Here is a 20,686-nt window from a genome sequence, read left to right on the forward strand (position 1 = left end):
GCGTGCTCGATATTCGGATCACGGTCACTTAAGGTATAGACCAGTTGATGGTCCAGTTCAATTGTTGCGTGCGTTGAGCGGCTTTCAGGTGTGATCCACCCGCCGCGGTCGCTGGCGCGCCCGGTCGGCGATGGATACCTACATGCCGTCAACGCAGGGCTCAGCCGCACAAAATAGTGTATCGGCAGGCATCAAAGCGCCGGACCCTGGTCTCGCGTCCCAACGCCAAAGATTTCGGAGGAAGTTCATGTCGGCTCTGCCACTTTCGGGCATCAAAATTCTCGACCTGACGCGGGTGCTGGCGGGCCCGCTGTCGGCGCAGATGCTCGCCGATCTCGGCGCCGAGGTGATCAAGATCGAGCGTCCCGGCGGCGGCGATGATGCGCGCGCCTTCGGCCCGCCTTACCTCAGGGATCCCGAGGGCAAGAACAACAATAACAACTCGTTCTATCTCTGCGCCAACCGCAACAAGAAATCCGTCACCGTCAATATCGCGACGGCGGAAGGGCAGGATATCGTCCGCGAGCTTGCCAAGAGCTGCGACGTGATGATGGAGAATTACAAGGTCGGCGATCTCAAACGCTACCGGCTCGATTACGAATCGATCAAGGAGATCAATCCAGGCATCATCTATTGCTCGGTGACCGGCTTCGGCCAGACCGGACCGTACGCGCCGCGCGCGGGTTATGACGCGATCCTGCAGGCGATGGGCGGCTTGATGAGCGTCACCGGCCATATCGACGGCGAGCCCGGCGCCGGCCCGATGAAGGTCGGCCCCTCCATCGTCGACTACATGACCGGCATGAACGCCTCGATCGGCATTCTGGCGGCGCTCTATCACCGCAAGGCCAATGGCGGGGAGGGGCAGCATGTCGACGTCTGCCTGTTCGACACCGTGATCGCCGCGCTGTCGCATTACGCGCAGATCTTTCTCGTCAACGGCCAGACCCCGCCGCGGCGCGGCACCTGGGGCAATGGCGGCATGCCGGCCGGCGTGTTCCGCTGCACCGACGGCGAATTGATGCTGGTGGTCGGCAATGACGGCCAGTTCCAGCGCACCTGCGCCGGGCTCGGCGCGCCCGAACTCGCGAGCGATCCGCGCTTCGTCAAGAACAACGACCGCGTCGTCCACGGCAAGGAGATCATGGCGATCTTTGCCGGGCTGTTTTTGAAGAAGCCCGTTGCCTATTGGCTGGAAGAGCTGGAGAAGGCCGGCGTTCCCTCGGGTCCGATCAACGATTTCTCGCAGGTGTTTTCCGATCCGCACGTCCAATCGCGCGGCATGCAGGTCAAGGTCAACCATCCGCTGCAGCCGGACCTGTCGCTGATCCGTAACGCGATCACGTTCTCCGGCACCCCGGTGAAGGACTATCGCGCCCCGCCGCTGCTGGGTGCTGATACTAAGGACGTGCTGGCGACGATCGGGTATGACGAAGCGAAGGTGGAAGCGCTGAAGGAGAAGAAGATGGTCTAGACCTGCCTCAACCGCGGCCCTGGCTCACTCAGCCAGTTCGCGCATGACCTTGATCAGGTCGGATTTGCCCTCGAAGCCGATGCCCGGCAGATCCGGCATGATGATGTGACCGTCCTCGACGCGAACGGAGTCCGGGAAGCCGCCGTAGGGCTGAAAGAGGTCCGGGTAGCTCTCATTGCCGCCCAGGCCGAGGCCTGCAGCAACGTTCAGCGACATCTGGTGCCCGCCATGGGGGATGCAGCGCGACGGCGACCAGCCATGCTGGGTCAGAACGTCGAGCGTCCGGAGATATTCGACAAGTCCGTACGACAAGGCGCAATCGAATTGCAGCCAATCCCGATCGGGCCGCATGCCGCCATAGCGGAGCAGGTTTCGCGCATCCTGGTGCGAGAAGAGATTCTCGCCCGTCGCCATCGGACCGGGATAGAATTCGGTGAGAGCGGCCTGAAGCGCGTAGTCCAGGGGATCGCCGGCCTCCTCGTACCAGAACAGCGGGTAGTCGCGCAGCATCTTCGCGTAGGCGATCGCAGCCTCAATGTCGAAACGTCCATTGGCATCGACGGCGAGCCGCGCTTTCGAACCGATTTCCTCCAACACGGCCTCGATCCGTCCACGATCTTCGTCGATCGGTGCTCCGCCGATCTTCATCTTCACGACGTTGTAGCCGCGGTTGAGATAGCCGCGCATTTCCGCCCGTAGCGCCGATTTATCCTTGCCCGGGTAGTAGTAGCCGCCCGCCGCATAAACGAAGACACGAGGATTGGCCTCGCGGCCCTTCTCTTCGGCGAGAAGGCGGAACAGCGGCTTGCCGGCGATCTTCGCGACCGCGTCCCAAACAGCCATGTCGAGCGTGCCGACGGCGACGGAACGCTCGCCGTGCCCTCCGGGCTTTTCATTGGACATCATCGCGGCCCAGATGCGATGCGGATCGAGATTGGTGCCTTCGTCGTCGAGAAGGCTGTTCGGATCGGCCTCGATGATACGATTGCGGAAGCGTTCCCGGATCAGGCCGCCTTGACCATAGCGGCCGTTCGAATTGAAGCCGTAGCCAACGACGCGGCGCCCATCGCGCATGACATCCGTCACCACCGCGACGAGGCTCGCCGTCATCTTCGAAAAGTCGATGTAGGCGTTCCGGATCGGAGAGGCGATCGGCTTGGTGATCTCGACGACATCGACAATACGCATGGCATTTCCCTCTGTATGGCTTTCAGATCGTCCGAATGCCTTGTTGCTATGCCGGAAACGACTGTATGGGACGGCGTTCGCGTCGGCAGGCGGCCTGAATGGGGCTCAGCTATTTCCCGTCTTCTAAGGAGATTTTTAGAGCTGGATTTGGCGCAACGCCAATGCTATTCCCGCAACTTGTTATGTTGGTTCGGCATCACCAATGGAGCTGATCTGGTTTGAGGACTATCTGGCGCTGGCGGAGACCCTGAACTTTTCCAGGGCGGCGCAACTACGCCACGTCACGCAGCCGGCCTTCAGCCGCAGGATTCGCGCGCTTGAGGGGTGGATCGGCGCAGACTTGTTTGCCAGAACGACGCATGGTGTGACGCTCACCCCGGCAGGAGAACATTTTCGCCACCAGGCGGAGGTCCTGACACGAGCCCTGCACCAACTGCGCCGTGATACCCTCGAAGTTTCCGGCCGAGGCGTTAGGCCCTTGTCGATCGCGGCGACCCACGCGCTTTCCTTCACGTTTTTCCCGAAATGGGTTCGCGGCAATGAAAGAGTTCTCGCGCTGGGTAATCTCAGCTTGATCTCTGACAGCATGCAGGCGTGCGAGCAGATGATGCTGCGGGGGGATGCGCAGTTTCTGCTTTGTCACCACCACAAGGACGCGAGCAGCCGGATCGAGTCCGGCCAGTTCAAGAGCATCGTGGTCGGCGTCGACACTCTGGTTCCGCTCAGCGCGCCCACCGGAAACGGAGTTGCACGGTGGTGGCTTCATGGCGGCGAGCCGGTAAAATACCTTGCCTATAGCGCGCAATCAGGGTTGGGCCGGATCGTCGCAGCCCAATGGGGAGCGAAAGATCGCGCCTTTGCGCTTGAGACGGTCTTTACCTCGCACCTCGCCGCGACGCTGCTCTCGATGGCCCGCGCAGGAGATGGCGTGGCTTGGTTGCCTCGGATGTTGGCTGAAGAGGACATTTCGGCCGGGTTGCTGGTTGAAGCAGGCAGCCCCGAACTTGAGATACCAATCGAAATCCGGCTGTTTCGTCCGGTGGCAAGTCAAAGCAAGGCGGTCGAAGCGATCTGGTCGGCCTTTGAACGGGGTTGATGTTCTTCAATTCACCGCGCTTCCCGCGTCACCAACCTCCCGGGCGTTTTCTTTATCTTTTCCTCGCCACCGGTCAGCGCGATCACATTCGGGGACGACGACGCGAAGCGCTGAAGGCGCAGAATTATCTGATCCGAAGACCGGCGCGGGTTTGAAAGCACGCGCCGGTTCTCATTCGGCGACACGACAGAGTATCCGCGGTCAGCGCAGGCCCTGTCGGTTGATCAGGATCCGATGGATCTGGATGAATTCGGGCAGCTCGATCAGAAACTCGGGATCGCGATCGAGATGATGAACCTTGGTCGGTTCGCCCTTGGTGAAGGCGGTCATCGATTCGAGATCGCTCCAATAGGAGATCGTCGTGAACCAGCTCTCCTGTTCGCGGTCTTCCCGGAATAGCTGGACGCCGAGCGCCGTCTTCTCCAGAGGCGGGATTCCTTCTGCTCGAATATACGATTCATAAGCGTCCGCGATTTCTGGCCGCGTGCGGCCGCGCCAGATGCGGGCAATCGTCGGCTCGGTCGGCATCGATTCCTCCGTTCTGTGTTCCTCGACCAGAGTGTCGATTTATGTTGAAGCACGTTGCGAAGCCTGACCCACAACGACATTGCTGGCCCGCGCGTTCCCTCGAAGATGCGAAGATGGAAAGCGCTGTTGTGATCAGGTTCGTGTCGAACGATCTCATCCTGTCTTTCGAAGCAGCATTGTCGCGCGTGCCACGCCACAGGATGATTGGAACTCCGCAGGTCGCTCAATCGAGCACGACCAATCCCATAAATGGTCACGATTGGGTCAACGACAGATCACACTCGGCCAATAGCAGCAAATCAGAACGATCGCGAATGGTCCTTCAGCACATCGTCGTCTGTCATCACCCTGCGAGGACATCGTCATGGCGCAGCCGAGTACCTATGAGCAGTATTTGCTTGAACTGATCAATGCCGAGCGTGCCAAGGTGGGCGCTCAGCCGCTTGCCTTCGATGGCGATCTAAACGAGGCCAGTGAAAATCACAGCCAATGGATGATCGGCACGGACACGTTCTCGCATACAGGCTCCGGCGGGTCGAGCGCGGGTCAGCGCATGACTGCCGCTGGCTATGCGTTCACCGGTTCCTGGAGTTGGGGTGAGAACATCGCGTGGGCAACTACGCGATCGCCTGCCGGGCTCCAGGACGAAGTGCTGCTGCTGCACACGAACCTGATGAACTCGTCCGGTCATCGGGCCAACATCCTCAATGCCAATTATCGCGAAGTCGGGCTTGGCTTTGAGACAGGGGATTACGGCGGCCGCGATAGCGCGTTCGTTACCGAAGATTTCGCGCGTTCCGGTTCGAGCGTGTTCCTCACCGGCGTAGCGTTCGACGATAAGGATGGCGACCGCTTCTACGATCCGGGCGAGGAGCTCGGAGGTCTGACGCTCACCGCCGTGAGCAGCACCGGCGCAACCTACACCACGACCACGTACGGCTCCGGCGGCTATGATCTCGCGCTGCCGCCCGCCACCTACACGGTCACGTTCTCAGGGGCGGGCATTCAAACCACCACGATGCAGGCGACGGTCGGCAGCAAGAACGTCAAGCTCGACCTGATCGATCCCGCCACAAGCGGCGGCGCCCAGCCGCCACCTTCCGAGCCACCTCCGCCTTCGTCGAACGTGATCGCCGGCACGGCATCAAGCGAGACCCTCAACGGTACGGCAGGCGCCGATACGATCCAGGGCCTCGGTGGCGATGACCGGCTCTACGGGCAGAACGGCAATGATCGGCTCGAGGGCGGCTCCGGGAGGGACAACCTGTACGGCAGCACGGGAGACGACACGCTGCTCGGCGGCGACGGAAGCGATCGTCTCTATGGCGGAGCCGGCCGCGACGTCCTGACTGGCGGCGCGAACCAGGACAGCTTCGTCTTCGATACGAGTCTCGGCGCTTCGAACGTCGACAAGATCACGGACTTCTCGACCGTGGACGATACGATCCGGCTGGACAACGCGGTATTCACGGCGTTCGGATGGAACGGCACGATGTCCTCTTCGGCATTCCATGTCGGAGCGGCCGCCCATGATTCGACCGACAGGATTGTCTACAACAGCGACACCGGCGCGCTTAGCTACGATCCGGACGGAACAGGCTCGGCCGCCGCAGTCCAGTTCGCGGAGCTCTCGACCAAGCTGGCGCTCACCTCTCAGGATTTCCTGATCGTGTGACCCGGCGCCGCTCGTGATGCCCGCTTCGGCTTGATGTCCTCGACGACCGGCGCCACCGACTGCGCGAATAGCTTCGCCACCGGACTGAGCGAACGATCCTTCAGCGCGATCAGGCCGATCGCCCCGCGCGTGGTCGGCAGCCGCACGTCGACAGCGGTCAATTGCGGGTGTTCATTCGGCGTCGTCAGCATCGCGCGGGGATGAATGCCGAGGAAATTACCATTGCCGACCAGCACGCTCAGCGAATAGGTGCACGCCGTGGTCACCGTCGCGCGCGGAAATTCCAGGCCTTGCTCCTCGAAAGCGCTGCGCATGATTCCCGTGAGAAAACCCGTCGGCGGCGGAAACACCCACGGCTCGTGAACGAGATCGGCCAGAGAAACGTTGCGGCGCCGGGACCATTTGCTGCGCTTGCTGCAGAGGACAACGAGTTCGTCCTGAAATAGCGTTTCGACAGTGAGATCGTCATTGCCGGCCATCGAGGCGAGCCGGCTGATGACGATTTCCACATCGCGCTGGCGCAATAGGCGGAGCAGCACCTCGGTCGGACCGACGGTCAGTTCGAACCGCATGCGCGGATAGCGCGGTACCAGGCGGTTGAATACGGCTGACGCAACTGCCGACATCGGCGGCGTGGTGCCGATGCGCAGTTCTCCGACCTCGGGGTCGGCGAGCGAGGCAATCTCACTGATGCCATGCCGCAATTCGTTGAACACGATGGCGCTGCGCTCAAGCAGCGCCCGTCCGTAGACCGTCGGCGTCACGCCCTGCGACGAGCGATCGAGCAGCGGCGCGCCGACGGCGTGCTCCAGCTCAGAGATTGCATAGGAGACGGCCGGCTGTGTGATCGAAAGATGTGCTGCAGCCTTGGCCATGCTGCCGGTTTCGGCCGCGGCCTGAAACACGTGAAGGTCGCGCAGCTTGATGCGCCGGTCGACGTTACGATCCATGGCAGGCCTCCATCAATGGATTTTATCGCGTTATAAGGAGAAAGAGACTTCTTTTATGGATCATCGGGGCAGAGGGTCACCTGGTCAAGATAATCCAGGCATCGCCATTTGGCAGAGGTATCTTATGCGCAGAATCCGAATGGCGTTTGCGGCTTCCCTCGGCCTTGTCATCAGCGGCCCCGTCGTCGCTCAAAGCAGCGAGGCCACGATCCGGATTGTCTTGCCGTATCCGGCCGGCGGCGTCGGCGACACCGCGGCACGGATGATCGCGGAGTCCATGCGCGCAAAGCTGAATCGGACGGTGATTATCGAGAACAAGCCCGGGGCGGCCGGCCGCCTCGGCGTTCAATCGGTCAAGGACGCTCCCTCCGATGGCAGCGTCTTGCTGTTCACGCCGATCGCCCCGATGGCGCTGTTTCCGCACGTCTATGACAACCTTGCCTACGATCCGGCGCGCGATTTCCAGCCGGTCTCGCAGGTCGGGACCTATGACCTTGCCATGGCGGTCGGCGCGAATGTCCCGGCTAAAAACCTCAAGGAGCTGGTCGACTGGTTGAAGGCCCATCCCGATCAGGCGGCCTATGGCACGCCGGCCGCGGGATCGTTGCCGCACTTCTTTGCGGTACTGTTCGCCCGCCATGCCGGCCTCGAGCTTCGCCACGTCGTCTATAAAGGCAATCCGCAGGCCGTCTCCGATCTCATTGGCGGTCACCTGCCGATGTTCTTCACCTCGACGCAGGATCTCGTCGAAGCCCACAAGGGCGGGCGTGTTCGCGTGCTCGCAACCTCCGGCCGTGCGCGATCAGCGGTGCTGCCCGACGTGCCGACGTTCACCGAAAGCGGCTATGGCATCCGCGGCGAGGGCTGGTATGGACTCTATGCTCCGGTCAAGACGCCCGCCGAGGTGGTCGCGCAATTGAACCGGGCCGTCGTCGAAGCCGTGCGTCATGAGGAATTCAGCAAACGGCTGACTCCGCTCGGCGTCCAGCCGACCGGTACGTCCGCCCAGGAATTCTCGAAAATTCAGAAAGCTGATTCCGAGCTGTGGGGGCCGGTGATCAGGGCGTCCGGCTTCAAACCCGAGTAGGCGGTAGCTCCCGTCTGGGTGCTCTCCAAGCCTGTTCGCTCCTGAAGACCTGCGAATTGCTGCCCTACGACCTTCGGCGATTTGCACCAGGCACCGAGGCCGACTGAACTGCCGGCCTCGGTGTTACTCAATCAGCGTTTCTGCTGGGCATCGGCCACGGCGCCCAGCATCTGCGTGCCAACCGTCAGGTCACCAATCTTCTTTCCCATTTCTTTGCCGGCTTCGGTGGAGAAGCGGTAGTGAAAGCCGGCATAAATGCGCGCGCTGGAAACCTCGTCGCTATAGTCCTGCAGCCGCGTCCACTTGCGTGTAGCGCCGGCAGCCGTCGGGCTCGTCAACGTGATCTCGCCGATTTCGTTGCCCACCACATGCTGCAGCACCGTCGAGATGGCGCTGGCGACGATGCAATGCGCGCAGGGATATTCCGGGTGCATCGGCGTCACGCCCAAAGGCTGCCAAGATGCCTCGCGCGGGGTCGCGGGATTGGACGTGAGATCGGCGTTGCGGATGGCTGTCACAGGACGCCAGAGATTGTACGCATATTTCGCATCGAATACGGCGATAAAGGCATCAGCGCCGGCCATCGATGTCAGCGCATAGAGGCGGGCGCAATCGACCAGGTCCATCTTCCTGTTCGAGGCGATCTGGCGGACAATCGCATTGTAGGTTCTAGGCCCTGTGAAGAACCAGAAGCGGGCGATCGCCGTCTGCTCGGCCGAGCGCCTGGCGCTGGCATTGCTGCCGATCTCGCGGATTTCATTCAAATCCCTGGTCCAGGTTTCGGATGTCAGCGCGGGAGGTGGGCCGGCGCGAAATTGTGACGCGCTACCCATCACGAATGGCTTGATCTTCGAGCTCTTGGACTCGATCGGTATCGTGGTCGGCACATACACGCCGGCTGTGGTGGCGGGCCGGTAATCTTCCGGTGTGTTGCTACCATCATTGGCGCGCAAGGCGATGATCCCGGCGGCAGCCTTTTTGCCGAGCTCGACGCCCTTCGCTTTCGCCTCGTCCTCGGCCATCCCGGCGAGCGAGCCGGCAAGCGCAGCATCGAGATCTGCCTTCTTGTCGGGATGGAGCGCCAGCAGCACGTCATACGCCGCAGCAGCCGCTGCGGCTTCTCTTGACGCGGCGCGGTCCGCGGTGAGGTTAAGCTTGTAAGACGCATAGCGTCTGTCGATGGCGTTAACCGCCTCGAACATTGCGATGTGAAGCATCGCCTGTCCGCGAGCATTTGGGGCATTTGGCATCTGCTTTTCGACGGCGATCGCGTCGGCCTTGGCGTTCCAGTCCATGATGACGTCACCGAGGGCGGCGGTGGCAAATAGTGCGACCGCGAGGGCGCTGCCGATCTGAATGGCCGGTGAGAACCCTGATATTGGCTTCATTGGAACTTCTCCTTGCGTGTCGCCCCCGAAAGAGGGCTTGCCCGAAGGTCCCACATTCGGGAGCGTGGCAGCCGTGAAGAACCAGTGAAATTGTGATGAAATGCGCTAGATTGCCCGCGGACGCCGGCGTAGGACGCGCATTGCAGAGATGTCGGAATTCAAGAGCTACCGATTTGGCCCGTTCCTGGTCGATCGTCGATCGGCATGTTTGCGCCGCGAGGGCGTCAACGTGCCGCTGCGGCCAAAATCTTTCGATGTGCTGGTGTATCTCACGCAGCATCCCGGCCGGCTCATTCCCAAGGCAGAACTGATCGAAAACGTCTGGCAGAACCTGAACGTCACGCCAAACTCGTTGGTTCAGTGCATCAAGGAGATCCGGCAGGCCCTGCAAGACGACGCTCAGGCGATCATCGAAACCGTTTCAAAACGAGGTTATCTGTTTGCTTCGCCAGTAACAGCCATCAACGGCGATGAACTTTCTTCGAACGCACCCGCCGCGACGGATGCCGATGAACACCGCGCGCTGCCTTTGCCCGATCGTCCCTCCATTGCGGTGCTGCCGTTCGACAATATGAGTGGCGATCCGGACCAGGATTATTTCGCTGACGGCATATCCGAGGACTTGATCACGGGCTTGTCCCGCGTCCGATGGCTGTTCGTCATCGCCCGCAATTCGACGTTTGTTTACAAGGGCCGCGCCGTCGACGTCAGGCAAGTCGCGAGCCAACTCGGCGTTCGCTATGTGCTCGAGGGCAGTGTGCGCCGCGCCGGCCAGCGGCTGCGTGTCAGCGCGCAGCTGATTGATGCGGTCACCGGCGGCCATCACTGGGCGGAGCAATATGACCGCGAACTGGGCGACATCTTTGCGATACAGGATGAGATCACGAGCAGCGTCGTTGCCTCGATCCAGCCGCGCCTGTTGGCAGCAGAGGGCGTTCGCGCGTTTTCGCGCTCGTCCGGCGATCTCGGCGCCTGGGAGTTGGTGGCGCGCGCACAAACGCATGTTTGGCGTTTGACCCGATCGGACAACGAAGCCGCCGTCGAAGCACTCAATCGCGCCGCCGAGGCCTATCCGGATTATGCCCCGGCCCGAAGCCTGCTTGGCTTCTGCCTGGTGTTTGCCGCGCACAATGGTTGGATCGAGCGTGATCAGGGTTTGCAGGCTGCCCGTCCACACATCGTTCGGGCGATTGCGTTGGACGATTGCGATCCGTGGGCACAGATAGCGCTCGGCTATGGGTCAATGATGGAGCGGCGCACCGAGGAATCGATCGCGGCATTCCGGCGTGCCGTCAGCCTCAACCCGAGTTCGGCGGCAGCGCATTGTTATCTCAGTCATGGGCTGGCGTTCTCGGGGCAGTGTTGCGAAGCGATTGCTCACGGCAACGAAGCCATCCGGCTAAGTCCGTTGGATCCCGATACCGCGATGTTTCTCGGCGGCGTTACCGTGGCCAACTATCTCGCGGGCCGATATGCGGAAGCCTTCGAAACCTCGGAGCAATTGTTGCGGCTGCGCCCCGGATTCCACGGCGCCCAACGCCTGCGTTGCGCGAGCCTGGCCCAGATGGGGAGAGTAGAGGAGGCCAAACAATCTCTCGCCGCCGTGCGCCTCGATCAACCCCAACTCTCGATCGATTGGATCAGATCAAGCGTGCCCTATCAGACGCCGGAGTTGATGGAGCGCTTCCTGGAGGGAATGCGTAAGGCCGGGCTGACATAAGGTTGAGGCAGGGAGGGCGGGCATTCAGGTTGGAGGATTGCAAGGCTTGTGTTTTTTCCGTGCGCCCGACAGGCAAATCACTTCTGATTTTCAGAAATCGTGTCAAGCCCGGGAATCAAAAATATTCCGCTTAACACGAGGGGCAAATCAGCTGCATAACTCCGCCCGTCTCACGGCAAGATGAGGGGCGCTCGCGATCGTCACGAACGTGCGGTGAGATGCGGTGGACGCTGAATGCGCGCTAGACGTACGCGCAGGAAGCGTACGGTGAAGTCGTGTGGTTCGGGCGCCGCGGTGCTGGCGTTAAGTCCGAGAGGGGCAAGCTTCTCACGGCCGACGGAGGCAAAAGAGCCGTTCTCCGGGAAGAGCACGAAGTAAGCCGTAAGCCATTGCGCAGGGAAGGCCGGAGTGTTTCCGCTGTACCTGTATGCTCGTGTGCGTTTCCTGTTGCGCACTTTGCACACGAGACCGCGGGTGCGGCAAGCACCCGGTCTTCCCTGCGCCCTCTGATAAGAGGGCGGGAGGTCAGTAGCAAAACTCGGGCGGATGATGCCGCGAGATCGTGAAGTCATACTCAGTTGTTATCGCCCGGCTTGACCGGGCGACCCAGTATTCCAGAGACGCCAGTGATTGAACCGAAAAGCCGCGGCGTACTGGATCCCCGCCTTCGCGGGGATGACAGTAGTGTGTTGCATCACTACCTCCGCGTCATTGCGAGCGGCAGCGAAGCAATCCAGGTCTCCACTTGCGGCGCTATGGATTGCTTCGCTTTGATCGCAATGACGTGGAGAGAGCCGCTGGTTTATCCGTGCTACGAGAATTTAGCGCGTACTACGTCCAGCTCACAAGTCTTGCCGGGTCAGCCTGCCATGCGGCGCCGCCGGTCGGACGGGCGCTTTCTTCGCCGGCGTCTCGCCGCCCGTCAGCGCCATCACCGAGACCGCGACCACGCGGTCGACGATGGCATCGACGTCATTGAGGTCGCATTGTCCTTCCGACAATCTGGACAGCCGCTCTTTTTCCCGGATGGTGTGATGCGACATTGCCAGCGCGAAATGCAGTCCCCAATAGAGCTCGGCGTCGTCGCGGCCGGGCAGCGAGCGGCGCATCGCGGCGATGAATTTCCGCAGATGATCGACCTCGCGGTTCTTGATGCGGCGGATAGGCGGAACCGATTCAATCGAGGCGCGGATCATGAAGCGCGCTGCGGTCGAGCCTTCGCGGTCCGGGCCGAGGCAGCCGCGCAGGGTGGGGCCTACGAGCGCGTGCAAAATGGCGTCGATCGGCGCGCGGCCGCCGCCGCTTTCCTCCGCAAGCTTCAACTCGTTGAGCCGCTCGCGGTTGGTGGCGAGGCTGCGGGTGACGAACAGCTCCGCAATCAATTCATCCTTGGAACCGAAATGATAGTTCACCGCGGCGAGATTGACGTTGGCTTCCGCGACGATGTCGCGCAGTGTCACGTCGCCGAAGCCGCGGTCGGCGTAAAGCTTTTCCGCGGCGGCAAGGATGGCGGACCGGGTCCGATCGCTCGACATGGCTACAGCCTCTTTCCGTCATTCCGGGGCGCGCGAAGCGCGAACCCGGAAATCTCGCGCCACAATCTCCAGATTCCGGGTTCGACGCTGGCCCGTCGCCCCGGAATGACTGGCGGGGAGGGAGTTGCAATTCAAACAGTTGTATGAAACTATCGTTTGAAGGGCTGGAAATGTCAACAACGTTTGCGAGCGTGTCGCATCTCCCGCCGACCGGACTGTCAGGTTCGCAAAACGGCTTGCCGGCCGCGAGTGACGGGCAGACAGTGCGGCCAAACGATTTCAGAAGCCGAGAGCCGAGGAGCGTCCCATGAATTTCGACATGTCAGAGAAGCAGAAGGATTGGCTGAACCGAGTCCGCGCGTTCATGAACACGCATGTCCGTCCCGCAGTGCCGATCTACAAGCAGCAGGACGCCGCGGGCGAGCGCTGGAAGGTGATCCCGATTCTGGAAGATTTGAAGAAGAAGGCGCGCGCTGAAGGCCTCTGGAACATGTTCATGCCGCCGTCCTCGCATGAGGACGATGAATTCCGTGGCGCGGGATTGACCAATCTGGAATACGCGCCGCTCTCCGAAGAAATGGGCCGCATCAGTTGGGCTTCTGAAGTGTTCAACTGCTCCGCGCCTGATACCGGCAACATGGAAGTGTTCATGCGCTATGCCACCAAGGAGCAGAAGCGCAAATGGCTGCGTCCGTTGATGGACGGCGAGATCCGCTCCGCCTTCCTGATGACCGAGCCGGCGGTGGCATCCTCGGATGCCACCAACATCGAAACCCGTATCGAGAAGGATGGCGATCACTACGTCATCAACGGCCGCAAATGGTGGTCGTCCGGTGTCGGCGATCCCCGCTGCAAGGTGGCGATCCTGATGGGCAAGACCGACCCGAACGCGGCGCGGCACCAGCAGCAGTCGCAGATCATCGTTCCGCTCGACACGCCCGGCATCAAAGTGGAAAAAATGTTGCCAGTGTTCGGCTTCGATGACGCGCCGCACGGCCACGCCCAGGTGCTGCTGGAGAACGTCCGTGTTCCCAGGGAGAACATCCTGCTCGGCGAGGGCAGGGGCTTTGAGATTGCGCAGGGCCGTCTCGGCCCCGGCCGCATCCATCACTGCATGCGCACCATTGGCAAGGCCGAGGAGGCGCTGGAGAAGATGGTGCGCCGGCTGTCGTCGCGCACCGCGTTCGGCAAGAAGATTATCGAGCATTCGGTCTGGGAGCAGCGCATCGCGGAAGCCCGCATCGACATCGAGATGAACCGCCTGCTGTGCCTCAAGGCTGCCGACATGATGGACAAGGTTGGTAACAAGACCGCGCAACTCGAGATCGCCATGATCAAGGTGGCGGCGCCGAACATGGCGCTGAAGATCATCGACAACGCAATCCAGGCGTTCGGCGGCGGCGGCGTCTCCGATGACGCCGGACTGGCGGTGGACTACGCGCATGTGCGCACGCTGCGGCTGGCCGATGGTCCGGACGAGGTGCATAACCGCGCCATTGCCAGACTTGAACTTCGGAAGTATGCAAACGCTACGAACTAACGGGAGGCCATGAATGGCGCTCCCCAAAGTCCAAGAAGAAGTTGAGGGAGCGTCATCGTGGCGGACGGCGTCAGGAAAGACGAAGAGTTCTCGGGCACCAAGGAAGTCGAGGAGCGCCATCGCATCAACGAGGCGAGCCTGGACGGCTGGATGCGCGAGCATGTCGAGGGCTACCAGGGGCCGCTAAAGGTCCTGCAGTTCAAGGGCGGCCAGTCTAACCCGACCTACAAACTCGAAACGCCGGCCCGATCCTACGTGATGCGCCGAAAACCTTTCGGCAAACTGCTGCCGTCGGCGCATGCGGTCGATCGCGAGTTCCGCGTTATTGCGGCGCTCGGCAAGCAGGGCTTTCCGGTCGCGAAGGCCTGCGCGCTGTGCACCGACGACGCCGTGATCGGCGCCGCCTTCTACATCATGTCGATGGAAGACGGCCGCGTGTTCTGGGATCCGACGCTTCCGAGCCAGACGCCGGATAACAGGCGCAAAATCTTCACCAGCAAGATCGAGACGCTGGCGAAGCTCCACGTCTTCAATCCGGAGCAGATAGGCCTTGGCGATTTCGGCAAGCCGGGCAATTATTTCGCGCGCCAGATCGACCGCTGGACCAAGCAATACCGCGCCTCGGAAACCCAGCACATTCCGGAATTCGAAAAGGTGGCCGAATGGCTGCCGCGCACTGTGCCTGAGCAGAAGCGCGTCTCGATCGTCCACGGCGACTACCGCCTCGACAACATGATTTTCCACGCGACGGAACCGCGCGTGCAGGCGGTGCTGGACTGGGAATTGTCGACGCTCGGCGATCCGATGGCCGACTTCACCTATCTGTTGATGCAGTGGACCATGCCCGGCTTGGAAAAAGCCGATCTCAAGGCGCTGAACATTCCGAGCCTGGAAGAGGCCGCGCAAATCTACTGCGACGTTACCGGCATGGAAGTGCCCGACCTCAACTGGTACTTCGCCTACAACATGTTCCGCCTTGCCGGCATCACGCAAGGTATCGCCGGACGGATCCGCGACGGCACCGCGGCAAACGCCAAGGCTCTGGAGTCGGCCGCGCGCACCGTGCCGCTGTCGAGGTCTTCCTGGGAATACGCTCAGAAGGCCGGCGCGACCTAATCAGCGCGACTAACCGACTTGGCACTCTCACCGAATATCCGCGGCAGCCTGCTCATGGCGGTATCCATGGCGGCGTTCACCATGAACGACTCCATCACCAAGGCCGTGTCGTCAGAGATGAACTTCGGCCAGGTGATGCTGGTGCGCGGGCTGTTCGCGATCGTGCTGGTCGCGGCGTTCGCCTACCATCAGGGCGCGCTGCGTCCGCTGCGCACGTTGATGCTCAAACCGGTGGCGCTCAGGGTGTTCGGCGAGATCGGCGGCACGATCTCGTTCATGGCGGCGCTCGTGCATCTGCCGCTCGCCAACACCTCGGCGATCTTCCAGGCGCTGCCGCTCGCGATCACGCTGGGCGCCGCGGTGATATTTGGCGAGCCGGTCGGCTGGCGGCGCTGGTCGGCGATTGTCGCAGGCTTTATCGGCGTGCTCATCATCGTGCGACCGGGGCTGGCGGGCTTCAACCAGTTCGCGCTGTTCGCGCTGGTGTCGGTGGCGTTCTGCGCGCTGCGCGATCTCGCGACCCGACGCATACCCACAAAGATCCCGTCGCTGTTCATCACCTTGCTGACCACGGTGACGGTGACCACGGCCGGCGGCGCCATCCTCGTTCCACTCGGCGGCTGGACGCCGCCGTCCACGGGCGCGCTCGGCCTGCTGACGCTGGCCGCGGTGCTGCTGCTGATCGGCTATCAATGCATCATCTCGGCGCTGCGCTCCGGCGATATCTCGGCGGTCGCCCCGTTCCGCTATTCCGCGCTGCTATGGGCGATGCTGCTAGGCTATGTCGTGTTCGGCGACGTGCCCGACGCGATGATGGTGCTGGGCGCCTCGATCATCGTGCTGTCAGGCCTCTATGCCTTCTACCGCGAGCGCATCCGCCACCGCACGCTGGCGGCGGAATCATCTGGCCTGCCGCCGGATGGGTTGTGAGCGCATCGACCCTGCCCATATCTCCGAAGCTGATTGGAGATGTTCATGATCCAGCAACTGCGCATCTACGAGATATTCGAGAAGAACAAGTCCGCCTTCCACGCCCGCTTTCGCGATCACGCCGCGCGCATCATGCAAAGCAGATACGGTTTCAAGATCGTTGCGATGTGGGAAACGAAATTAGGCGAACGAACCGAGTTCGCCTATCTGCTGGAATGGCCCGACGAGGCGACCAAGATCGCGGCGTGGACGGCTTTCAAGGCCGATGCCGAATGGTCCGAGATCAAGCGGGTGACGCATGCCGAGCATGGCCTGATGGTAGGTCAGATCGAAGACCGCCTGCTGGCGCCAACGGACTATTCGCCCGCGAAAGGCAGGAGCCTGCTTGCGACTTACGCGTAGAACATCACTCTTGTGTCCCAGACGCGGTGCGACACGAAGTGACGCGCCGCAGAGCCGGGACCCAAACGCTTCGCGTCTCGTGCAAGCGATGGGCCCCGGCTCTGCAGCGCAGCGTGTCGCGCTGCAGAGCCGGGGCACGAGCTCATCGCTAAATCGGCTTGCCCGTATAAGGCATCGACGCGGTAAGGCCGCCGTCGACCGGGATCGCCTGGCCGTTGACGTAGGAAGCATCGTCGCTGGCGAGGAACAGGCCCATCGCTGCGAGTTCGTGCGGCTGGCCGGCGCGCTTCAGGGGATTGAGCTGGCCGATCTTGTCGGAGGTGCCGCGCTCTTTGGCGCGGTCGAACACCGGCTTGGTCATGCCGGTCTCGATCAGGCCAGGGCAGATCGCGTTGATGCGCACGCCGGTGCCGGACAGCGAATAGGCGGTGGTCTGCACCAGGCTGATGACGCCGGCCTTGCTGGCGCCATAGGGATGTCCGCTGGCGCCGGCCTTGAGGCCTGCGACGGAGGCGGTGCATACGATCGAGCCGGACTGTTGCCGGATCATGTGTGGCATCGAGTGCTTGATCGCGAGGACCGGCCCGATCAGATTGATGCGCAGAACTTCCTGCCAGTGCTCGACGGTCTGCTCGGCCAGCGGCACCAGCCCGCCGCTGACGCCGGCATTGGCCCAGATCGCATCGAGCCTGCCGTATTTCGAAACCGCCTTGTCTATGAAGGCCTTCACATCGGCTTCCGAACCGGCATCCGCCATCACAGCCTCCACCGTACCGCCGGCATCGCTGACGAGCTTGGCGGTCTCCTTCACGCCCTCGGCGCGGTCGACGATGACGAGCTTCGCGCCTTCCCTGGAGAACAGCACCGATGCAGCGCGCCCGATGCCGCTTCCAGCACCTGTGATGACGACGGATTTGCCTTCGAGGCGGCCCATGAGCTTCTCCCTTACGGTGTTATGCGCGCCGGCGTCTGCCGCCTTGCGGAATTCAAACAAGATTTCAAACGCCAGAGTGACTTGAGACGATGCGTGCTCTGACGTACAGCGACAGCGAACAGTATTGAAGGGTCTTGGCGATGTCCAATGCAGACAAACCGCGATTGGTCACCACGCGCTGGTGGTGGGTGCGTCATGCGCCGGTGCGCGAAGATAACGGCTGCATTTACGGGCAGGAGGATCTCGGCTGCGACTGCGGCGATCGCATCGTGTTCGAGGCGGTCGGAAAGATCCTGCCGCGCAACGCGGTCTGGTATGCAAGCAATCTGAAGCGCACGCATCAGACCGCGCACGCGATCTGGGCCGCCGGCTTTCCCAAGCCGATGGAGATGCCGCATGTGCACGCATTCGCCGAGCAGCATCTCGGCCAATGGCAAGGCATGAATCGCGCGGCATTCATCGCAAGCCGGCCGATCGGCAGCCATTGGTTTGGCGCCTTCGACGAGCCTGCGCCCGGCGGCGAGAGTTTCCTGGATCTCTACAATCGAGTCTGCGCCGCCATTGAGCGCATCAATCTCGAACAAGCGGGCAAGGACGTGATCGTCGTGGCGCATGGCGGCACGATCAGGGCCGCCGTCGCCCTTGCGCTCGGCGGCTTGCCCGAAAAAGGCCTGGTCTTCGATATCGACAATTGTTCGGTAACGCGGCTCGACCATCTCGCAAGCGAGGGCCACAGCGGTTGGCGGCTGCAGATGGTCAACCAGCAGCCGTGGATCGCGGATGCCTCGCACGACGCGATGCATCAGCCGTCCGGGCCGGAGGTCGAGCCGCCGTCGACCAAGCTCGCTTGAGCCTCAAGTTGTCGAGGACCGCAAAGGCTGCTTAGTTCGAATTCAAGACGAAACCGGCAATCGCGCTGGACGATCATTGGGAGAGAGACATGAGCTTGTTCGATATGACCGGGAAAGTAGCCGTCATCACCGGCTCCACGCGCGGCATCGGCCGCGCCATCGCCGAGCGGATGGCCGAGCATGGCGCGAAGGTCGTGATCTCCTCGCGCAAGCAGGATGTTTGCGACCAGGTCACCAAGGAAATCAACGACAAGTTCGGCAAGGGGACGGCGGTAGCGATCGCCGCGAACATTTCCAGCAAGGAAAACCTGCAGAACCTCGTCGACGAGTCGAACCGCGCTTTCGGCAAGATCGACGTGCTGGTCTGCAACGCCGCATCCAATCCCTATTACGGTCCGCTCGGCGGCATCTCCGATGAACAGTTTCGTAAGATCCTGGACAACAACATCGTCGCCAACAATTGGCTGATCAACATGGTGGTGCCGCAGATGATTGAGCGCAAGGATGGCTCGATTATCATCGTCTCCTCGATCGGCGGATTGAAGGGCTCGACCGTGCTCGGCGCCTACGCGATCTCGAAGGCGGCCGACATGCAACTCGCGCGCAACCTCGCCTGCGAATATGGCAAGCATAATATCCGCGTGAACTGTATCGCGCCCGGCCTGATCAAGACCGATTTCGCCAAGGCACTGTGGGATAATCCGGAGACGCTCAAAGCCTCCACCGCTCGCTCGCCGCTCTTGCGCATCGGCGTGCCGGACGAGATCGCGGGCGCTGCGGTGCTAATGGGATCGAAGGCCGGCGACTTCATGACCGGGCAGACCATCGTGATCGATGGTGGTGCTACGATCAGTTGAGGAATCGAGGAGGAGCGCATAGCGCCATCGATGTCATCACCCGCGAAGGCGGGTGATCCAGTACACACCGGCGTCTCGATTCCGATTGATGTCACGACGTACTGGATGCCCCGCCTTCGCGGGGCATGACAGTTGTGGTTGGGCGCTATGCCGGGAACAATGCCTCGGCGTCACTCCACCGCCGCGTAGACCAAATCGCGCAGCATGTTCCGCATGTATTCGCGCTGGCCGGGCCCCTGCATCATGAAGACCGTGAACAGCTCTTCCGCGGGATCGATAAAGAAGAACGTGCCGGCCATACCGCTCCAGAAGAACTGGCCAAGCGAGCCCGGGAACGGCGCGATGCCCCGGTGCGTGCGGACGGCGAAGCCGAGCCCAAAGCCGTGGCCCGGCGACATCAGCGGCGAGTCGACCTTCACATCGGGCGTGAGATGATCTGAAGCCATGAGCTCCAGCGTCTTGCGGCCGATAATCCGATTGCCGTCGAGCGTGCCGCCGTTGAGCAGCATCTGGCAGAACCGGGCATAGTCCATGGTGGTCGAGACCAGCCCGCCGCCGCCGGATTCCATCGCGGGCTTCTCCAGCATGTTGAAGAGCTGCACCTTCTCGCCGTTCCACGGATCGGTCGGGAACGGTTCGGCGAGGCGGCCAGCGTTCGCTTCTGAGGTATGGAAAGCGGTCTCGGCCATCTGCAGCGGCGCCAGGATTCGCTCGGTCAGGAACGCGCCGAGCGACTTGCCGGAGACGACTTCGATGATGCGGCCGAGCACATCGGTCGAGCGGCTGTAGTTCCATTCCGCGCCGGGCTGGCAGATCAGCGGCATGCCGGCGATCATGGTGGCGTGCTCGGCGTTGGTGATCTTGCGGCTGCGCAGCCGTGACTGCTGATAGAGCTGCTGGACGAGGCCGTTACCGGTGTGGTCGTAGGTCAGGCCCGACGTATGCCGCAGCAGGTCCTGAACCGTCATCGGCCGCTTCACCGGCACCAGCTCGAGCTTGCCGTTGTTCTCGACGCCGACCTTCTGGTCGGCAAACTCCGGAATGAACTTAGCGACGGGATCGCCCAGGATGAAGTGGCCGTCCTCGACCAGCATCATGATGCCGACCGAGACGATCGGCTTGGTCATCGAGAAGATGCGGAAGATGCTGTCATGCGCCATCGGCGTGGCCGCCGCCGGGCTCTGGCGGCCGACGGCATCGAACCAGCCGACTTGTCCGCGCCGGGCCACCATGACGGTGGCGCCGGGCAGGGTTCCCTTGTCGACCTCGCGCTTGAAGGCGTCCGACATCCGCTGCAGGCGGACGCTCGAGAGGCCGATGGTTTCCGGCTTGGCGTCGGGGAGAGAAGGGGTCTGGGGGGCGGTTGTCTGGCGGGCGGTCTGCGCGTTCATGGTCTCTCCCGTTGCGCTTGTTGT

General features: G+C 62.0%; 18 protein-coding genes. 11 read left to right on the plus strand and 7 right to left on the minus strand.

The features are described from left to right. The first annotated feature begins 247 nt into the window (after positions 1–247). Positions 248–1,474 carry a CaiB/BaiF CoA transferase family protein gene (locus tag RX328_RS21055; protein WP_213245581.1) on the plus strand — a complete coding sequence of 409 codons (1,227 nt, stop codon included), beginning with the start codon at positions 248–250 and terminating at the stop codon, positions 1,472–1,474. A 24-nt stretch (positions 1,475–1,498) separates the two neighbouring features. On the opposite strand, the gene RX328_RS21060 is transcribed toward RX328_RS21055, so the two are convergent. Further along, complete coding sequence (locus RX328_RS21060; RefSeq protein WP_213245579.1) at positions 1,499–2,662, minus strand: mandelate racemase/muconate lactonizing enzyme family protein; 1,164 nt, start codon at positions 2,660–2,662, stop codon at positions 1,499–1,501. A 202-nt stretch (positions 2,663–2,864) separates the two neighbouring features. On the opposite strand from RX328_RS21060, the gene RX328_RS21065 reads away from it, so the two are divergent. Continuing rightward, positions 2,865–3,758: a LysR family transcriptional regulator gene (locus tag RX328_RS21065; protein WP_213245577.1), complete on the plus strand. Its 894-nt coding sequence runs from the start codon at positions 2,865–2,867 to the stop codon at positions 3,756–3,758. A 201-nt stretch (positions 3,759–3,959) separates the two neighbouring features. Here RX328_RS21065 and RX328_RS21070 read toward each other — a convergent pair whose 3' ends face one another. Continuing rightward, a complete protein-coding gene (locus RX328_RS21070; RefSeq protein ID WP_213245575.1) occupies positions 3,960–4,286 on the minus strand; it encodes an antibiotic biosynthesis monooxygenase family protein in 327 nt (108 codons plus the stop codon). Between the two features lie 364 nt (positions 4,287–4,650). Between RX328_RS21070 and RX328_RS21075 the strand changes: the two genes are divergently transcribed. Continuing rightward, positions 4,651–5,961 carry a CAP domain-containing protein gene (locus RX328_RS21075; RefSeq protein WP_213245573.1) on the plus strand — a complete coding sequence of 437 codons (1,311 nt, stop codon included), beginning with the start codon at positions 4,651–4,653 and terminating at the stop codon, positions 5,959–5,961. Here RX328_RS21075 and RX328_RS21080 read toward each other — a convergent pair. Further along, a complete protein-coding gene (locus RX328_RS21080) occupies positions 5,940–6,911 on the minus strand; it encodes a LysR family transcriptional regulator (protein WP_213245571.1) in 972 nt (323 codons plus the stop codon). The genes RX328_RS21075 and RX328_RS21080 overlap by 22 nt on opposite strands. A 124-nt stretch (positions 6,912–7,035) precedes the next feature. Here RX328_RS21080 and RX328_RS21085 point away from each other — a divergent pair, with 124 nt between their 5' ends. Next, the gene (locus RX328_RS21085; RefSeq protein ID WP_213245569.1) at positions 7,036–7,998 is read left to right on the plus strand and encodes a Bug family tripartite tricarboxylate transporter substrate binding protein; all 963 of its coding nucleotides are present in this window, start codon (positions 7,036–7,038) and stop codon (positions 7,996–7,998) included. Between the two features lie 131 nt (positions 7,999–8,129). Here the strand turns inward: RX328_RS21085 and RX328_RS21090 are convergent, their stop codons facing one another. Then, on the minus strand, positions 8,130–9,386 hold the full coding sequence (locus tag RX328_RS21090; RefSeq protein WP_213245567.1) for a vanadium-dependent haloperoxidase: 1,257 nt from the start codon (positions 9,384–9,386) through the stop codon (positions 8,130–8,132). A gap of 148 nt (positions 9,387–9,534) precedes the next feature. On the opposite strand from RX328_RS21090, the gene RX328_RS21095 reads away from it, so the two are divergent. Continuing rightward, the gene (locus RX328_RS21095) at positions 9,535–11,106 is read left to right on the plus strand and encodes a winged helix-turn-helix domain-containing tetratricopeptide repeat protein (RefSeq protein WP_213245565.1); all 1,572 of its coding nucleotides are present in this window, start codon (positions 9,535–9,537) and stop codon (positions 11,104–11,106) included. Positions 11,107–11,948: 842 nt separating this feature from the next. Here the strand turns inward: RX328_RS21095 and RX328_RS21100 are convergent. Next, positions 11,949–12,641, minus strand: coding sequence for a TetR/AcrR family transcriptional regulator (locus RX328_RS21100; RefSeq protein WP_213245563.1), 693 nt, complete (start codon positions 12,639–12,641; stop codon positions 11,949–11,951). 307 nt (positions 12,642–12,948) lie between these two features. On the opposite strand from RX328_RS21100, the gene RX328_RS21105 reads away from it, so the two are divergent. From RX328_RS21105 to RX328_RS21120, 4 genes are read left to right on the plus strand one after another with little or no spacing between them, the layout of a single operon-like run. Then, positions 12,949–14,181 carry an acyl-CoA dehydrogenase family protein gene (locus RX328_RS21105; RefSeq protein WP_213245561.1) on the plus strand — a complete coding sequence of 411 codons (1,233 nt, stop codon included), beginning with the start codon at positions 12,949–12,951 and terminating at the stop codon, positions 14,179–14,181. Between the two features lie 57 nt (positions 14,182–14,238). Then, positions 14,239–15,297, plus strand: coding sequence for a phosphotransferase family protein (locus RX328_RS21110; protein WP_213245559.1), 1,059 nt, complete (start codon positions 14,239–14,241; stop codon positions 15,295–15,297). Between the two features lie 54 nt (positions 15,298–15,351). After that, a complete protein-coding gene (locus RX328_RS21115; RefSeq protein ID WP_410734051.1) occupies positions 15,352–16,227 on the plus strand; it encodes a DMT family transporter in 876 nt (291 codons plus the stop codon). Between the two features lie 45 nt (positions 16,228–16,272). After that, positions 16,273–16,629 carry an NIPSNAP family protein gene (locus RX328_RS21120; protein WP_213245555.1) on the plus strand — a complete coding sequence of 119 codons (357 nt, stop codon included), beginning with the start codon at positions 16,273–16,275 and terminating at the stop codon, positions 16,627–16,629. A 148-nt stretch (positions 16,630–16,777) separates the two neighbouring features. On the opposite strand, the gene RX328_RS21125 is transcribed toward RX328_RS21120, so the two are convergent. Further along, a complete protein-coding gene (locus tag RX328_RS21125; protein ID WP_213245553.1) occupies positions 16,778–17,563 on the minus strand; it encodes an SDR family NAD(P)-dependent oxidoreductase in 786 nt (261 codons plus the stop codon). A gap of 140 nt (positions 17,564–17,703) precedes the next feature. Here RX328_RS21125 and RX328_RS21130 point away from each other — a divergent pair, with 140 nt between their 5' ends. Next, positions 17,704–18,414, plus strand: coding sequence for a histidine phosphatase family protein (locus RX328_RS21130; protein WP_213245551.1), 711 nt, complete (start codon positions 17,704–17,706; stop codon positions 18,412–18,414). 89 nt (positions 18,415–18,503) lie between these two features. Continuing rightward, a complete protein-coding gene (locus RX328_RS21135; protein WP_028349077.1) occupies positions 18,504–19,271 on the plus strand; it encodes an SDR family NAD(P)-dependent oxidoreductase in 768 nt (255 codons plus the stop codon). A 170-nt stretch (positions 19,272–19,441) separates the two neighbouring features. On the opposite strand, the gene RX328_RS21140 is transcribed toward RX328_RS21135, so the two are convergent. After that, positions 19,442–20,662 carry a serine hydrolase domain-containing protein gene (locus RX328_RS21140; protein WP_213245548.1) on the minus strand — a complete coding sequence of 407 codons (1,221 nt, stop codon included), beginning with the start codon at positions 20,660–20,662 and terminating at the stop codon, positions 19,442–19,444. Positions 20,663–20,686 lie beyond the last annotated feature (24 nt).

This window comes from Bradyrhizobium sp. sBnM-33 (assembly GCF_032917945.1).
In the GTDB taxonomy this organism is placed as follows: Bacteria; Pseudomonadota; Alphaproteobacteria; order Rhizobiales; family Xanthobacteraceae; genus Bradyrhizobium.

Bases quoted from the DNA above. Each gene is read 5' to 3' on its own strand.
- RX328_RS21055 (WP_213245581.1), top strand. From the start codon at position 248: ATGTCGGCTCTGCCACTTTCGGGCATCAAAATTCTCGACCTGACGCGG.
- RX328_RS21060 (WP_213245579.1), bottom strand. From the start codon at position 2,662: ATGCGTATTGTCGATGTCGTCGAGATCACCAAGCCGATCGCCTCTCCG.
- RX328_RS21065 (WP_213245577.1), top strand. From the start codon at position 2,865: ATGGAGCTGATCTGGTTTGAGGACTATCTGGCGCTGGCGGAGACCCTG.
- RX328_RS21070 (WP_213245575.1), bottom strand. From the start codon at position 4,286: ATGCCGACCGAGCCGACGATTGCCCGCATCTGGCGCGGCCGCACGCGG.
- RX328_RS21075 (WP_213245573.1), top strand. From the start codon at position 4,651: ATGGCGCAGCCGAGTACCTATGAGCAGTATTTGCTTGAACTGATCAAT.
- RX328_RS21080 (WP_213245571.1), bottom strand. From the start codon at position 6,911: ATGGATCGTAACGTCGACCGGCGCATCAAGCTGCGCGACCTTCACGTG.
- RX328_RS21085 (WP_213245569.1), top strand. From the start codon at position 7,036: ATGCGCAGAATCCGAATGGCGTTTGCGGCTTCCCTCGGCCTTGTCATC.
- RX328_RS21090 (WP_213245567.1), bottom strand. From the start codon at position 9,386: ATGAAGCCAATATCAGGGTTCTCACCGGCCATTCAGATCGGCAGCGCC.
- RX328_RS21095 (WP_213245565.1), top strand. From the start codon at position 9,535: ATGTCGGAATTCAAGAGCTACCGATTTGGCCCGTTCCTGGTCGATCGT.
- RX328_RS21100 (WP_213245563.1), bottom strand. From the start codon at position 12,641: ATGTCGAGCGATCGGACCCGGTCCGCCATCCTTGCCGCCGCGGAAAAG.
- RX328_RS21105 (WP_213245561.1), top strand. From the start codon at position 12,949: ATGAATTTCGACATGTCAGAGAAGCAGAAGGATTGGCTGAACCGAGTC.
- RX328_RS21115 (WP_410734051.1), top strand. From the start codon at position 15,352: ATGGCGGTATCCATGGCGGCGTTCACCATGAACGACTCCATCACCAAG.
- RX328_RS21120 (WP_213245555.1), top strand. From the start codon at position 16,273: ATGATCCAGCAACTGCGCATCTACGAGATATTCGAGAAGAACAAGTCC.
- RX328_RS21125 (WP_213245553.1), bottom strand. From the start codon at position 17,563: ATGGGCCGCCTCGAAGGCAAATCCGTCGTCATCACAGGTGCTGGAAGC.
- RX328_RS21130 (WP_213245551.1), top strand. From the start codon at position 17,704: ATGTCCAATGCAGACAAACCGCGATTGGTCACCACGCGCTGGTGGTGG.
- RX328_RS21135 (WP_028349077.1), top strand. From the start codon at position 18,504: ATGAGCTTGTTCGATATGACCGGGAAAGTAGCCGTCATCACCGGCTCC.
- RX328_RS21140 (WP_213245548.1), bottom strand. From the start codon at position 20,662: ATGAACGCGCAGACCGCCCGCCAGACAACCGCCCCCCAGACCCCTTCT.